The 14589-nt window shown below is 71.4% G+C and carries 14 protein-coding genes; 6 read left to right on the top strand and 8 right to left on the bottom strand.

What is annotated here, in order from left to right:
• The first annotated feature begins 169 nt into the window (after nucleotides 1-169).
• The 3 genes from ACIRB1_RS11410 to ACIRB1_RS11400 all read left to right on the top strand — a co-directional run bounded on the left by ACIRB1_RS11410 (nucleotide 170) and on the right by ACIRB1_RS11400 (nucleotide 4351).
• Complete coding sequence (locus ACIRB1_RS11410) at nucleotides 170-1708, top strand: S8 family serine peptidase (RefSeq protein WP_403465348.1); 1539 nt, start codon at nucleotides 170-172, stop codon at nucleotides 1706-1708.
• Nucleotides 1709-1815: 107 nt separating this feature from the next.
• Nucleotides 1816-3240: a CoA transferase gene (locus tag ACIRB1_RS11405; protein WP_403465347.1), complete on the top strand. Its 1425-nt coding sequence runs from the start codon at nucleotides 1816-1818 to the stop codon at nucleotides 3238-3240.
• 100 nt (nucleotides 3241-3340) lie between these two features.
• The gene (locus tag ACIRB1_RS11400; protein ID WP_403465346.1) at nucleotides 3341-4351 is read left to right on the top strand and encodes a CopD family protein; all 1011 of its coding nucleotides are present in this window, start codon (nucleotides 3341-3343) and stop codon (nucleotides 4349-4351) included.
• An 80-nt stretch (nucleotides 4352-4431) separates the two neighbouring features.
• On the opposite strand, the gene ACIRB1_RS11395 is transcribed toward ACIRB1_RS11400, so the two are convergent.
• The 8 genes from ACIRB1_RS11395 to ACIRB1_RS11360 all read right to left on the bottom strand — a co-directional run bounded on the left by ACIRB1_RS11395 (nucleotide 4432) and on the right by ACIRB1_RS11360 (nucleotide 12182).
• On the bottom strand, nucleotides 4432-5478 hold the full coding sequence (locus ACIRB1_RS11395) for a zinc-dependent alcohol dehydrogenase family protein (protein ID WP_403465345.1): 1047 nt from the start codon (nucleotides 5476-5478) through the stop codon (nucleotides 4432-4434).
• 39 nt (nucleotides 5479-5517) lie between these two features.
• Nucleotides 5518-6225 (bottom strand): lysoplasmalogenase, encoded by a 708-nt coding sequence (locus ACIRB1_RS11390; RefSeq protein ID WP_403465344.1) that lies wholly within the window; start codon nucleotides 6223-6225, stop codon nucleotides 5518-5520.
• Nucleotides 6222-7100 (bottom strand): sterol desaturase family protein, encoded by an 879-nt coding sequence (locus ACIRB1_RS11385; RefSeq protein WP_403465343.1) that lies wholly within the window; start codon nucleotides 7098-7100, stop codon nucleotides 6222-6224. The genes ACIRB1_RS11390 and ACIRB1_RS11385 overlap by 4 nt, the downstream gene beginning before the upstream one ends.
• A gap of 100 nt (nucleotides 7101-7200) precedes the next feature.
• Nucleotides 7201-7920, bottom strand: a complete 720-nt coding sequence (locus ACIRB1_RS11380) for a VIT family protein (RefSeq protein WP_403465342.1) — start codon at nucleotides 7918-7920, stop codon at nucleotides 7201-7203.
• A gap of 24 nt (nucleotides 7921-7944) precedes the next feature.
• Nucleotides 7945-9210 (bottom strand): amidohydrolase family protein, encoded by a 1266-nt coding sequence (locus ACIRB1_RS11375; protein WP_403465341.1) that lies wholly within the window; start codon nucleotides 9208-9210, stop codon nucleotides 7945-7947.
• A complete protein-coding gene (locus tag ACIRB1_RS11370; protein WP_403465340.1) occupies nucleotides 9207-10490 on the bottom strand; it encodes an amidohydrolase family protein in 1284 nt (427 codons plus the stop codon). The genes ACIRB1_RS11375 and ACIRB1_RS11370 overlap by 4 nt, the downstream gene beginning before the upstream one ends.
• A 10-nt stretch (nucleotides 10491-10500) precedes the next feature.
• Complete coding sequence (locus ACIRB1_RS11365) at nucleotides 10501-11385, bottom strand: SDR family NAD(P)-dependent oxidoreductase (RefSeq protein WP_403465339.1); 885 nt, start codon at nucleotides 11383-11385, stop codon at nucleotides 10501-10503.
• A complete protein-coding gene (locus ACIRB1_RS11360; protein WP_403465338.1) occupies nucleotides 11385-12182 on the bottom strand; it encodes an acetoacetate decarboxylase family protein in 798 nt (265 codons plus the stop codon). The genes ACIRB1_RS11365 and ACIRB1_RS11360 overlap by 1 nt, the downstream gene beginning before the upstream one ends.
• 172 nt (nucleotides 12183-12354) lie before the next feature.
• Between ACIRB1_RS11360 and ACIRB1_RS11355 the strand changes: the two genes are divergently transcribed.
• The 3 genes from ACIRB1_RS11355 (at nucleotide 12355) to ACIRB1_RS11345 (ending at nucleotide 14534) form a co-directional block, all read left to right on the top strand.
• On the top strand, nucleotides 12355-13341 hold the full coding sequence (locus ACIRB1_RS11355) for a DEDDh family exonuclease (RefSeq protein WP_403465337.1): 987 nt from the start codon (nucleotides 12355-12357) through the stop codon (nucleotides 13339-13341).
• Between the two features lie 79 nt (nucleotides 13342-13420).
• Nucleotides 13421-13654: a hypothetical protein gene (locus ACIRB1_RS11350; RefSeq protein WP_033286388.1), complete on the top strand. Its 234-nt coding sequence runs from the start codon at nucleotides 13421-13423 to the stop codon at nucleotides 13652-13654.
• Nucleotides 13655-13739: 85 nt separating this feature from the next.
• Complete coding sequence (locus ACIRB1_RS11345; protein ID WP_403465336.1) at nucleotides 13740-14534, top strand: SURF1 family protein; 795 nt, start codon at nucleotides 13740-13742, stop codon at nucleotides 14532-14534.
• Nucleotides 14535-14589 lie beyond the last annotated feature (55 nt).

Genomic DNA, 14589 nt, shown 5'->3' with positions numbered 1-14589 from the left:
CCCCTCGACCGGTTCAACTCCTTTGACTTCTTTCGGTAGTCGTCTTTGGGAAATCATTGCTGGCCAGCTGTCGCGGGAGATAGCTTCGGGTCTGCACCACTCGTCATGTACCTGCCCGAGCGCCAACCACGTCTCGGGCCGTTTCGTTTCCGGATGATGTGGAGATCCCATGGCTCATCTGCGCCCCAGACGCCGGCTCGCCCTCGCCGTGCCGGTCGTGCTGTCGCTGACCGCCTCGCTCGGTTTCCTTCCGTCCGCGGCCTCGGCGGTCCCGGCCGTCGAGACCGGGACCGCGGCCCAGGCCGCCGACGCACCGAATCTTGCGTATGTGGTCAACACACGGCTGGACCACCGGACGATCAACTCGGTCAAGAAGGCGATCAATGCGGCCGGCGGCACCATCGTGGTGACGTACGAGAAGATCGGCGTGATCGTCGTCCACTCGGCGAACCCGGACTTCGGCCCCGTCATCCGCAAGGTGCAGGGTGTGCAGTCGGCCGGTGCCACGCGCACCGCGCCGCTGAGCCTGGCCTCGACGACCGACGAGGGCGCGGTGCAGTACCTCTCCAAGGACCAGGCCGCCAAGACGGCGAAGGCCTCCGCTGCCGCCGGTGACAGCGAGCCCCTGGAAGCCGACCAGTGGGACCTGCCGGCGATCGGCGCCGACAAGGCCGCGAAGATCAACCCGGGCAGCAAGAGCGTGACGGTCGCCGTCATCGACGTCGGCGTGGACGACACCCACCCGGACATCGCCCCGAACTTCTCCCCCTCGCAGTCCGCCAACTGCGTGGGCGGCAAGGCGGACACCACGTACGGCTCCTGGCGCCCCGTGGACTCCGGCCACTATCACGGCACGCATGTCGCGGGTGAGATCGCCGCCGCCCGCAACGGCATCGGTGTGGCGGGCGTCGCGCCGGGCGTGAAGGTCTCCGGGATCACGGTGGCCGAGCCGGACTCGAGCCAGCTCTTCTACCCGGAGAGTGTGGTCTGCGCGTTCGTGTTCGCGGCGGACCATGGCGTGGAGATCACCAACAACAGCTACTACGTTGATCCTTGGCTGTACAACTGCATGGACGACCCCGATCAACGTGCCATTGTTGACGCGGTCAACAGGGCCCAGCTGTACGCGCAGAGCAAGGGCACGCTCAATGTCGCGGCGGCCGGCAACTCGAACGACGACCTCGACTCCCACGCCCTGGTCGACGACTCCAGCCCCGACGACTCGACCGCGACGACCCGGACGGTCGACCCGCACGAGTGCTTCGACGTACCGACCCAGCTGCCGGGCGTCGTCACGGTCAGCTCGGTCGGCGTCAAGAAGGCCAAGTCGTACTTCTCCAGCTACGGCAAGGGCGTCATCGACGTGGCGGCGCCCGGCGGCGACGCCCTTCAGATCCCGGACACCCCGTCGAAGAACGGCCGCATCCTCTCCACGCTGCCGAACAACTCGTACGGCTATCTCCAGGGCACCTCGATGGCGACCCCGCACGTCGCCGCGGTGGCCGCGCTGCTCAAGTCCACGCACCGGTACGCCGGTCCGGCCCAGTTGCAGGCGCTGCTGAAGGCCGAGGCGGACAACCCGGGCTGCCCGACCGAGCCCTACGACACCAACGGTGACGGCGTCGTGGACGCGACCTGCGTGGGCGGCAAGCGGGTCAACGGCTTCTACGGGTTCGGCATCGTCAACGCGCTGCGTGCGGTGAAGTAGCCGACCCCTCGCTTGTTCACGGGCCGGGCGGACTTCCGCCCGGCCCGTTCGCGTCCGTACAGCCATCCATACATATATTGATTGAATCAATACCGCATAGTTCAATCATGATGAAACCCGATGGCATCAAGGTGGCATGGACTGCGATGGGCGGCGATCCCGCCCTGGTCTCACGCGTCTCGACCGTCGTACGCACGGGAGCACTTCAAGCACGCCTTCCCGTACGGGAGTCGGCGCGGGCCTGTGTGGGGGCGTGCGCGCTGGCCGCCGCCGAGCTGGGGGCGCGCCGGGCCGGGCTCGTGGAGGTGCCCGGGGTGCGGGTGGACGACGGGGCCGTCGCCACGGCGTTCGTCAGTGAGCGGCACCTGCTGGTCGACGGGCGGGCGCCGGTCGGCTTCGCGCCGCTGTCGCGGTTCTGGCGGACGGCCGACGGGTGGGTCCGCACCCACGCGAACTATCCGCACCACCGGGCGCGGCTGCTGGGCGCGTTGGGGCTGGCGGAGGATGCCTGCGTGGAGACCGTGGCCGACGTGCTCGCCGGGCGATCCGCCCTGGAGGTGGAGGAGACGGTCTACGGTGCCGGGGGTCTCGCGGTCGCGCTGCGGACGGCGGCGGAGTGGGCCGCGCATCCGCAGGGGGCCGCGGTCGCCGGGCGGCCGCTCGTCGAGCGCGAACGGATCGGCACGGCACGCGCGCGTGCGCTCCCGCGACTCGACGGCGACCCGTTGCTGCCTGCGGCCGGGGTGCGCGTGCTCGACCTGACCCGGGTCATCGCGGGCCCGGTCGCCACGCGGACCCTCGCGCTGCTGGGCGCGGACGTGCTGCGGGTGGACGCCCCGCAGTTGCCCGAGGACACGGACGCGCACGCGGACACCGGCTTCGGCAAGCGGTCGACCCGGCTGGACCTGGGTCTCGCGGCCGATCGGCGTGCCTTCGGGGAGTTGCTGGAGCGGGCTGACGTGGTCGTCACCGGGTACCGGCCGGGCGCCCTGGACCGGTTCGGGCTCTCCCCCGAGGCGCTGCTCGACCGTAGGCCCGGGCTGGTCGTGGCGCAGTTGTCGGCGTGGGGCGGGTACGGGCCGTGGGGTGACCGGCGAGGGTTCGACAGCCTGGTGCAGGTCGTCACGGGCATCGCGGCGATCGAGGGGTCGCCGGAACAACCCGGCGCACTGCCCGCCCAGGCCCTCGACCACGGGACGGGGTACCTGCTGGCGGGCGCGGTGCTGCGGGCGTTGACGGAACAGTCGGAGCGGGGCGGCGGCATCGCCCTGCGGCTGGCGCTCGCGCGGACCGCGGCATGGCTGATCGCGGACGGGGGTGAGCCGGACCGGGCGGCGGCACGCGAGGAGAGCGCGACGCCTCGCCGCGAGAGCGGGACGGCGTACAGCCAACCCGACGCCTGGCTGGTCGAGACAGACAGCGGTATCGGGCGTCTGCGGCACGCCCTGTCGCCCGTGTCGTTCGCCGGCGGCCCCTCGAACTGGACGCGTCCGCCGGGGCGTTGGGGCACCGATCCCGCTCGTTGGGCCTGATTCCGGAGGCGGCCGGAGCACCACTTACGGGCGTAATGCGGTTCCCCCAATGGTTTTGTTGCACTTGCCCGGTTCTGTGACGGCTGGTGAAGATCTTGGGGTGACCCTGATACGACCGACTGTCGAAGCGGCCGACACCAGCGGCTCCGGGCGGCGCCCCGGTCCGCGTCGGGCCGTCGCCGTGCTGGCCCTGGTGGTGCTCGCCGCGCTGATCCCGCTGCTCGGCCCGTCCGCCGCGCTGCACGGCACCGGGGAGGCCGCCGCGCCCGGCGTCTGGGGCATCGCGCTGCTGCGGGCGGTGCTGTTCGGCGCTCTGTGCGTGCCCCTGGGCGAGCTGTTCGTGAACCGGCTGGCGCGCACCGTGCCCGGCGCTCCCCCGATCGGCCCCCGCAGCTGGGCCCTGTACACGTCCGGTGCCGGTCTCGTCGCCGCGCTGGGGCTCGCGTCGGCCGTGGCGATGGGCAACCTGGTGCCGGACGGCGTGACCCGGCTCGACATCGGCGGCCTCTGTCAGTCCCGGGACGGCAGGCTCGCCCTCCTGGAGATCGGCGCGTTCGCCGTGGCGGCCCTGTGCGCGCGGTCGCGACGGCCCGGTGTGCAGATGTGGCCCCTTGGCGCCGTGGTTCTCGCGGAGGCGCTGCGCGCACACCCGGCGGGCGAGTACAGCCCCTTGGTCGGCTCCGAACTGACCCTGGTTCACCTGACGTGCGCGGCCCTGTGGGTGGGGGGCCTGCTGCACGTGTTGCGGACGCTGCGGCAGTGGCGGGGCACCGAGGCGGGCGCCGCGCTGTTGGGTCTCTACGCGCGCGTGGCGGTCGTCCTGCTCGCCGCGATCACCGCCACGGGGGTGTGCAGTTCGCTGCGGAGGATGCCGGTCGGCACGATCCTGGACCAGCTGACGACGACGGCGTACGGGCGCACCCTGCTCGCCAAGGTGCTGCTCGTCGCCGCCGTCGCCGTTCTCGCGCTGTGGGCCAGGTCCCGGCTGCGGCGGGCCACCGATCCGCTGACCGCCTGCTCCCCCGCGCGGGCGGAGGTCGTCGTCCTGGGAGTGGTGGTCGTGCTCTCCGGACTGCTGACGGCCTTGCCGGTTCCGATCCGCTGGCATTGACCAGCCAGACGGTCAACCGGTCGGTCAACCAAGCGACCAGCCGGTCAATGTCTGCCGTCAATGCTTGATCAACTGCTTGATCAGCCGTTGGTGACCAGGACCTTCAGGGCCGTGCGCTCGTCCATCGCCTTGTAGCCGTCCGGCACGCCTTCCAGGCCGACCGTGAGGTCGAAGACGGGCGACGGGTCGATCGTGCCGTCCAGGATGTCGGGCAGCAGTTCCGGGATGTACGCGCGGACCGGCGCGACCCCGCCGCGCAGGGCGATGTTCCGGTCGAACATGACCCCGAGGTCGAGGCCGGTGCCGCTGCCGTGCGGTACGCCGACGAAGCCGATCGCACCGCCGTCACGCGTGATCTCGACGGCCGTACGCATGGACTGCTCGGTGCCGACGGCCTCGACGACGGCGTGCGCGCCCTGGCCCCTGGTGAGTTCGCGGACGGCCGCGACGGCCTCCTCGCCGCGTGCGGCGACGACGTCGGTGGCGCCGAAGCGGCGGGCGATGTCCGTACGGGTCTCGTGCCGGCCGAGCGCGATGATCCGCTCGGCGCCGAGGCGCTTGGCGGCGAGCACGGCGCACAGGCCGACCGCTCCGTCGCCCACGACGGCCACGGTGGTGCCCTTGCCGGCGCCCGCGCCGAGGGCCGCGTGGTGGCCGGTGCCCATGACGTCGGACAGTGTCAGCAGCGCGGACAGCAGGTGGTCGTCGGAGGCCGCCTCCTTCGGCAGCGGTACGAGGGTGCCGTCGGCGAAGGGCACGCGTACGGCCTCGCCCTGGCCGCCGTCGTAGCCCACGGCGCCCCAGAAGCCGCCGTGCACGCAGGAGGTGGTGAGGCCCTCGCGGCAGTAGTCGCAGACGCCGTCGGACCACATGAAGGGCGCGACCACGAGGTCGCCGGTCCTGACGCCGGTCACCTCGGAGCCGGTCTCCTCGACGATCCCGAGGAACTCGTGTCCGATGCGCTGCCCCGGCTGCCGGGCCGCCTCGCCGCGGTACGCCCACAGGTCGCTGCCGCAGATGCAGGCGCGCAGCACCCGGACCACGGCGTCGGACGGCAACTGGACCAGGGGCTCGGGCACGTCCTCCACGCGCATGTCGAACGGGGCGTGGATGGTGGTGGCGCGCATGAGGGTCCTTCTCGTCGCGGATGTGCTGGTGCGGTGCGCTCAGGGGGTGGTCGAGCGCACTTCACGGTACGCCGCCGTCGGTGCGCGGCGCTCGGCGAGGGTGCCGAGCACTCCCCGGACCAGCAGGAACTGTGCGGCGACGTACGTCAGCATGATCCAGAAGTCGGGCCTTGGCGGCTGCGGCCAGTCGGCGACGCCGGTCGCGATGAGGGTGTCGGAGACCATGAAGAGCACCCCGCCGAGCCCGGCGACGAGGCCGAGCCGGGTGACCGCCACGCACGCCATGGCCGTGAGGAGCGCGCTGTAGCCGGCCACGGGGACGCGCAGGTCCGCCGGGAGGTCGGGCCACAGCAGCGTGACGGTGACGGCCAGGGCGACGGCGTACCCGGCGACGAGGAGACCGGCACGCGCGCGTGGAGCACGTTCCGGGCCGCCGTAGGTCCTGAAGAGGGCGAGGTAGCAGACGTGGCCCGCCGCGAAGCAGGCCATGCCGGCGAGGAAGGCGGGGTCGGCGTCGGAGAGCAGCAGGGTGTCGCCGCCCCAGCCGAACAGGAGCGCGGCGACGAGGAGGCGGGGTGCGCCGCGCAGGGCCGCGTACGCGGCGAGGAGTGGCATCAGGAGGGGCTTGGCGACGGTGTGGGCGGGGTCGTGACCGACGGCGAGCGCGAGCAGGTCCACGAGGGCGGCGAGGCCGAAGGCCGCCAGGAGGACGCGCGCGGCGGCCGGGTGTCCGGGACGTCGGTTCACGCGGCCGCGGTCTCCTCGGCGGCCGGGACGCCCTGTTCCACGGCGGGCGCCGGCTGCCAGCCAGGTCCCCGGAAGACGCGTCCCGCGCGCTCGCGCCAACTGGTCGCCGTCCTCAGGTCCTTGGCGATGGCGACGTACTCATGGGTGGCGACCTTGACCGGGTTGAACGTGTTGATGTTCTTGGTCAACCCGTAGACGGGCCGCTCGACCTCGGGCACGAAGGACCCGAAGAGCCGGTCCCAGAGGATGAGGATGCCGCCGAAGTTGCGGTCCAGATAGCCGCCCTGGGAGGCGTGGTGGACCCGGTGGTGGGACGGGGTGTTGAAGACGAACTCGAACCAGCGGGGCATCCGGTCGATGCGCTCGGTGTGGATCCAGAACTGGTAGACGAGGTTCGCCGAGGAGCAGAACGCGAGCGCGGCGGGATGCACGCCCAGGGCGACGAGCGGGACGTAGAACGGCCACACCGTGAGGGTCGTCCAGGGCTGGCGCAGGGCCGTGGTGAGGTTGAACTTGCGGCTGGAGTGGTGGACGACGTGGCAGGCCCACAGGATGCGGATGACGTGGTGGCCGCGGTGGGACCAGTAGTAGAAGAAGTCCTGTCCGAGCAGCATCAGCGGGATCGTCCACCACAGGACGGGCACGCGCAGCGGGGTGAGTTCGTAGATCGCCGAGTAGATCGCGACGATCGGGATCTTCCAGAGGAAGTCGAAGACGAGGCTCCCGAGCCCCATGCCGAGACTCGTCGCGGCGTCCTTCGCCTCGTAGCCCGCCGCGTCCTCGTCGGGGTGGACGCGCACGCTGATCATCTCGATCACGGTGAGCAGCACGAAGGCGGGTATCGACCAGAGCACGGCATCGGGCAGATTCGGCATGGATGAACCGTAGGACCGCGAATCGGTCGCGACTAGACGTTGTTACCCACAAGTATTACCCGGGGTACGCGCTTGCTTGTTGGTGATCTCCGCCAACGCGTCATGCCCCGGCCGCCCCCAGGAGCGTGCCCGCCAGGTAGGTCACCGCCATCGCCAGCGCTCCCCCGGCCACGTTCCGCGCCATCGCCGGCTTCGGGGCGGCGGCGCCGAGGCGGGCGCTGGCCCAGCCGGTGAAGACGAGGGCCGCCAGGGACGAGACGACGGTGACACCGAGGCGCCAGTCGGCCGGGGGCAGGACGATCGCCAGGAGGGGCAGCAGGGCGCCGACCGTGAAGGACAGGAAGCTCGCCCCGGCCGCGTGCCAGGGGTTGGTGAGGTCGTCGGGGTCGATGTTGAGCTCCACGCGCGCGTGGGCACGCAGCGCGTCGCGTTCCGTGAGCTGGGCCGCCGCCTCCATGGCCACATCCCGGGTCAGCCCGCGGTCCTGGAGGAGTTCGGTCAACTCCTCCAGTTCGGCCTCCGGTTGCTCCTTCAGCTCGCGCTTCTCCATGGCCAGGGCGGCCTTCTCCGAGTCGCGCTGCGTCGAGACGGACACGTACTCCCCCGCCGCCATCGACATGGAACCGGCGAGGAGACCCGCGAGGCCGGCCGTCAGCAGCGCCGTGCGGTCGTCCGTGGCGCCGGCCACGCCGACGACGAGTCCGGCGGTCGACAGGATGCCGTCGTTCGCGCCGAGGACCGCGGCCCGCAGCCAGTTCAGCCGGGAGCCGAGGCTGCCTCCGTGGGCCTCGGCGTGGGACTCACCGTTGGTTTCAGTCACCCCCGGAGGATTCCACCCCGGGCCTCACCACACCCGTACCGACGCTCCCCGCGCGAACACCGGGCTCGTCGCGCCGGCCGGCGGTTCGGCGAGGGGCTCCGCGATCTCGCTCACCAGGGGGCCGACCTTCGCCGCGACCGGGTCCAGGGCGTCGAGGTCGAAGCCGTACACGCGGGCCGCGTTGCCGCCGAGCATGGCGGCGACCTCGTCGCGCGGCACGCGCGCGTACGCGAACCGGAGCCCCTCCCGGGAGTACGGGTACGTGCCCTCGTCGTGCGGGAAGTCGCTGCCCCACATGATCTTCTCGATGCCGATGCGGTCGCGCAGGGGCACCTCGTGGGGGCGCATGAAACTGGCGCCCACGAAGCAGTTGTCGCGCCATACCTCCGACGGACCCTTGCCCATGGAGGCGGCCAGTCCCGCGCCGAACTTGGACTCCGCCGTGGACGCCTTCGTGGCCGCCGCGACCAGCCGCCCGTGGTAGTAGTCCAGCATGTCGAGCACCCCGGGTATCCATCCGGAGCCCTGCTCGGTCAGGACCAGTCGCAGATCCGGGTGGCGGCGGAAGGCACCGCCGAAGATCAGGTGCCACAGGGCTCGGTGCGAGAACCAGGTCGTCTCGACCATGTACACCGCGCGGGCGGCCGGTTCGTCGCCCAGGGGCGGGGACGCCGAGCCCGCGTGGTGGTTGACGGGGACGCCGAGTTCCGCGCACACGGCCCAGATCGGGTCGTACGCCGACGAGTACAGCTCCGGCAGTCCGGAGCCCGGCGGAGTGCCCGGCAGCAGCAGACCGCCCCGGAGGCCCGCCGCGACCGCCCAGCGGATCTCCTGGACGGCCTCTTGGACGTCGTTCAGGAGGATCTGGAAGACGCCCGCCCGTCGGCCCGGCGCGGCCGAACAGAAGTCCGCCAGCCAGCGGTTGTGGGCGCGCAGGCCCGCCCAGCGGCGCCGGAACTCCTCGGCTGTGGGCGCGGGCGCCATCAGGGAGCCGGACGGGAAGAACGGCGGGATGGTGTTCGGGAAGACGACCTCCGCGACGATCCCGTCCTGCTCCAGCTCCGCGATCCGCCGCGCGGAGTTCCAGTTCCGGTCGGCCGTGTCGGCGACCAGGTCCTCGTACGGATTGACGTACGTGGCCGCCCACGCGTCGAACTCCTCGTGGTACCGCCGCTCCAAGTAGGGCCTGTAGTCGAGGAGATCGGCGCCCGCGTGGCAGTCCGCGGAGATGACCGTGTACCGGTCCGCGCCGTCGGGGTCCACCGGGTCCAGGGAGTCCGTCGCGCTCATGGCGTCGCCCCCAGGACCGGGAAGTCGTGGTCGGTCAGCCAGTGCCGCCCCACCTCCCGCGAGCGCGCCCACGACGCCCTCACGGCCTCCTGGTCGTCCTGCTGGCCGAGTTCGGCGGGCGTCGGGCCGATCCGGCGGGCCAGCGGGGTCAGCGCCGCCACGTCGAAGCCGAAGGCGTCCGCCGCCGCGAGGCCCAGCATGCGGCGCGTCTCGTCCACCGGGATGTCGTGGAAGGTGCGCTTCAGCCACGCGCGCGTGTCGGGCCAGGTGCCCTCGGGGTGCGGGAAGTCGCTCCCCCAGAGGATGTTGTCGACGCCGATCTCATAACGCTGCGCCAGTTCACGGCGCTTGGTGTTGGTGGCGCAGATGAAGACCTGACGGTCGAGGTATTCGTGCGGCGGCCGCTTCAACTCCGCGAACGGCGACAGCTTCTTGCCGCCATGGGCACCCAGGTAGAGGCGGTCCATGAACCACAGCTGGTTCGGCAGCCACCAGCAGCCCGACTCCGCCACACCGAACGTGAGGCCCGGGTGGCGTTCGAAGACCCCGGACCAGAGCAGGAACCAGAGCGGCCGGGCGGGCCACCAGGTCACCTCGCTCACATAGATGCCCAGGTGGTCGCCGTACTCGTGGCGGGGTGCCGCCCCGGAGTGGGTCAGTACGGGCATCCCGCACTCGGCGGCGGCCGCCCAGACGGGGTCGTAACGGCGGTCGTGGTAGGGCTCCTTGTCGACCCACATGGAGGGGATCATCAGGGCGCCGAGGCCGGACTCCCTGGCGCGGTGGATCTCCGCGACGGCCTTCTCCGCAGGGGCCGTGATCGGCAACAGGGCGACTCCGCAGTGCCGTTCGGGGTGCTCGGAGACGAAGTCGGCGAGCCAGCGGTTGTGCGCCTGGGCGCCCGCCATGCCCAACTCGGGGTCCTGGTCCCCGGAGAGGCCGAGTCCCACTCCGAAGGGCGCGGCCGTCTGGCTGTCGACGGCGTCGGCGTCCGGGAAGACCACCTCGGCGGCCACCCCGTCCCCGTCCAGCTCCTTGAGGCGCTGCGCGGCGTCCCAACCCCCGCGCAGGCCCTCCTCGTTGTCGTGGAACCACTTGGCGGCGAACGCCTCGTTGCGGATGCCCAGCCGGGTCATCTCCTCGCGGCGCCGGTCGCGTCCGGCGAGGAACTCGTCGAAGTCCCGGTGGAACCGGGCGTCCAGATAGGGCCGGTACTCCTCGGTGGGCAGCCCGGCGTGGCAGTCGGAGGAGATGATCAGGTACGGCTCCTGGTCGGTCACAACAGCCCCCTCAGTCCAGGATGAAGCTTTCGAGGTACGACGGGTTTGTCCGGTCGAGCATCGAGGCCGCCCGTGCCCGGATCTGGGCGTCGCTGTGCTCGCTCTCGGGAAGCATCCAGAAGCGGTCCGCGCGGATGCCGTCCACGACGAGGTCGGCGACCTCCTCCACGGGCGTGAAGGCGACCTCCTTGCCGGCCTCCTTCATCGCGCTCTCCCACTGGTCCAGGCTGCGGTACGGCGTCCTGCGGGGGCGTTCCTTGGCGTACCGGGCCGGCCGGTTGCGGTGCGACTCCCACAGGCCGGTGCGCAGCATGTGCGGCCCCGGGAAGAGCACCGAGGCACCCACCCGCGCGTGCTCCGCCTTCAAGTGGGCGTACAGGGACTCGGTCATCGTCACGACGGCCGCCTTGGTGACGGCATACACGGAGGCGGTGGGCAGCGGGGCGATCCCGCCGTCCCCGGAGGACGTGTTGACGACATGACCGGGTTGATCCGACGTGATCATCCTCGGGACGAACGCCTGGATGCCGTGGAAGACACCCCACACGTTGACGGCGAACGCCCACTGCCAGTCGTTCGGTTCGTGCTCCCACATCCGGCCCTCTGCGCCCGAGCCGACCCCGGCGTTGTTGCACAGGACGTGGACGGCGCCATACCTCTCGTAGGCCGACTCGGCCAGATCCAGGACCTGTTGGCGTACGCCGACGTCGACCACGCGCGCGTGCACGTCGGCTCCGTCGGCGCGCAGGTCGGCGGCGGCCTTGTCGAGGGCGCCCTGCTCGACGTCGGCGAGGACCACCTTGAGTCCCTCGGCGGCGAACCGCCGTGCCATCGCGAGCCCGATCCCGCTCGCCGCCCCGGTGACGACGGCGACCTGCCCCTCCCTCAGCTCCATCAGACGCTCCCCTCGGGAGGCCCGTCGTGGATCTGGAGCGGGTCGTCGTAGCGCTGGTGGATGTACGGCAACAGGGCCTGCGCGTCGACCCGTTCGACGACCTTGCCGCGCTGGTCGCTGGTCTTCTCGCCGATGGTGATGTCGACGAGGGTGCGGACGGGGAGGTCGGCGACCGGGTCGTACATGGACTCGCGCAGGACGACGTCCCCGGTGACGCGTTCCAGTCGGCGGACCTTCTCGTTGCGCAGGCAGTGCACGAGCACGGGGTCGGCGTCGAAGCCCGAACCGTCCACCGCGGGAAGGAACTTGAAGTAGAAGTCGGTCTTCTGTGTCGGCCCCGGAAGGGGCAGTTCCTCGCTGATGGCGCCGCGGACCTCGACGAAGGCGATGCCGTGCCGGGCCAGGGAGGCGTGCACGACGAGGCCCACGCGCTCGACGGTCACCTCGCCGAGCTTCTTGGGCTCCCCGAAGACCTCGCGTCCGCCCGTGAGGGCCCGTTCGTGGGTCATCGGCATCACCAGGGGGTACCAGCCCTCGACGCCGTCGTGCACGGCGGCGACCGCCAACGAGCCTGCGCCCAGGGGGTATCCGGTCAGCTCGACCTTGCTGATGTTCACCCGGACCAGGGGCCGCCCGGTCGGCTTGAGCGGCGGCGGCAGGACCGCCGCGACCGCGTCCGGGTCGCTCTCCCAGACCGCCACCACACCGGTGGACCAGATGTCCGGAAGTCTGGAACTCGCCGTGCGCGCGGCGGCGATCTCCGCCTCGGTCCGTGCCCCGTACCGTACGCGTGCCATACGCCGTACCGCCCTTCGTAGGCCGTCATCCGTCAGGCGGGCAGCACGGTGGCACCGGGCGGGCAAAAGGTCCATAGCCACGCGCACGCGCATTCGGCGGACCCGAACGGGCGGGCGAGGCGGGCGACCTGAGGGACAGGGCTGTCAGTGGCGGCCCGTATCCTCAGTGACCATGCTCGAAGACCACTCGCCCGCAGTGTCCGCAGCCACTCCGTGGCCGGCCGCGTATCCCCAGGGGTACGCGGTAGTTGACGTGGAGACCACCGGCCTGGCCCGGGACGACCGGATAATCTCCGCCGCCGTCTACCGCCTGGACGCGCTCGGCGAGGTCGAGGACCACTGGTACACGATGGTCAACCCGGAGCGCGATCCCGGCCCGGTGTGGATCCACGGTCTGACGAGTGACGTCCTGGAGGGCGCGCCCCTCTTCAAGGACATCGCCGACGAGTTCGCGACCCGCCTGGAGGGCCGTGTGCTGGTCGCGCACAACGCGGTCTTCGACTGGCAGATGATCGCGCGGGAGTACGCGCGCGTGCGGATCGATCCGCCGGTCCGTCAGCGGCTGTGCACCATCGCCCTGTCGAAGGAGCTGAGCCTCCCGCTGCCCAACCACAAACTGGAGTCCCTGGCCGCGCACTTCGGTGTGGTGCAGCAGCGCGCGCACCACGCGCTGGACGACGCGCGCGTGCTCGCCGAGGCGTTCCGGCCCAGCCTGCGCGCGGCGGCCCAGGGCGGCGTACGGCTGCCGCTGCACGAGTGCCGGCCGCTGACGGAGTGGGCGGACCGCCCCGCGCCCCGGATCGGCCAGCAGGCGGGCGGCTACAGCGGCTACGGGGCGGGAAGTTGGCGCCCGGCGCGCAAGCGGCCCGCGTGCCCGTACCCGAACCCCGGGCGGTTCGAGGACGGCAGGCCGCTCAAGCAGGGGATGCGGATCGCGTTCTCCGGGGACACGTCCATCGAGCGCGAGCTGCTGGAGGACCGGGCCGTGGAGGCGGGCCTGCATGTCGCGACGAGCCTGTCCCGGCTGACCAGCCTCCTCGTCACGAACGACCCGGACTCGGGCACCTCGAAGGTCGTCAAGGCCAAGCAGTTCGGCACTCCGGTGGTGGACGAGGCGGCGTTCGGACAGCTGCTGCGGGACGTCGAGGCGGCTGACTGACCGCGCGGACGGGTGATTGTCGTACGACTCGCCCCGCGCGCGCTCGCCCGTGCCGGGCGGACGGCCCACCCTGTGGCGCATGGCGAGATGTGAAGTGTGTGGCAATGACTACGGCATGAGCTTCGAGGTGCACGCGCAGGGCGCGGTGCACGTCTTCGACTGCTTCTCCTGCGCGATCCACCGCATGGCCCCCATCTGCGAGCACTGCCGGGTGCAGATCATCGGCCAGGGCGTCGAGGTCGAGGGCCGCTGGTTCTGCGGGGGCCACTGCGCCCGGGCGGAGGGGATGGTGGGGATCATCGACAAGGTGTGAGCCGCCGGTCTCCCGGAATCCGCGACCCGTATCCCTTCCGGTACCCCCCTGAATGCGCCCCACGACCGAGTTGTACGGTCGTGGGGTGTACCGCTTCCTGATGTCCCGGCAGTGGGTGATCCTCGCGTTGATCACCCTCCTCCTGATCCCGACGATGATCAGGCTGGGCATCTGGCAGATGCACCGCTACGAGATGCGCAGTGCCCGCAACCAACTGGTGACGGACGCGCTGCACGCCAAGCCGGTCCCCGTGGAGACGATCAGCTCCCCCGGGCACGCGGTGACCCGTACGGAGAGGTACCGCACCGTCACCGCGACGGGCACCTTCGAGACCTCCAAGGAGGTCGTCGTCCGGCGTCGTACCAATGGCGACGACGAGGTCGGCTTCCACGTCCTCACCCCGTTCGTGCTGACGGACGGCAAGGTCGTGCTGATCAACCGTGGATGGATTCCGGCGACCGGCGCGCAGACCGCGTTCCCGGAGATCCCCGCGCCGCCGGCCGGGAAGACCACCGTCACCGGGCGTCTGATGGCCGACGAGACGACCGCGGCGAGCGGCATCAAGGACATCAAGGGCCTGCCCGACCGCCAGATCATGTTGATCAACAGTGCGGACCAGGCGCGGCGCCTGCACGCCACGGTGCTCGGCGGCTATGTGGAGCAGACCGCGCCCGAGGCGAAGGGCGGCTCCCCGGAGCAGATCTCCGACCCGGGCAAGGAAGACGCCCCGCTGAACTACGCGTACATGATCCAGTGGTGGCTGTTCGCGGCGGCCGTACCCGTCGGCTACGTGGTCCTCGCCCGTCGCGAGGCGCGCGACCGCCGGGAGGCGGCCGCGAAGGAAGAGGAGACGGCGGAGGCCGAGCCCGCGACGGTGTGAGCTGGGCCTCTCTTCACCCGCCCGGCCCCGAACCGAGATTGCTCCGTCGGCAGGG

It is taken from the genome of Streptomyces sp. NPDC096013, from assembly GCF_044763565.1.
Taxonomy (GTDB): Bacteria; Actinomycetota; Actinomycetes; order Streptomycetales; family Streptomycetaceae; genus Streptomyces.
The sequence above is the reverse complement of the archived record's forward strand: the minus strand, read 5'-3'. Positions and strand labels throughout refer to the sequence as shown.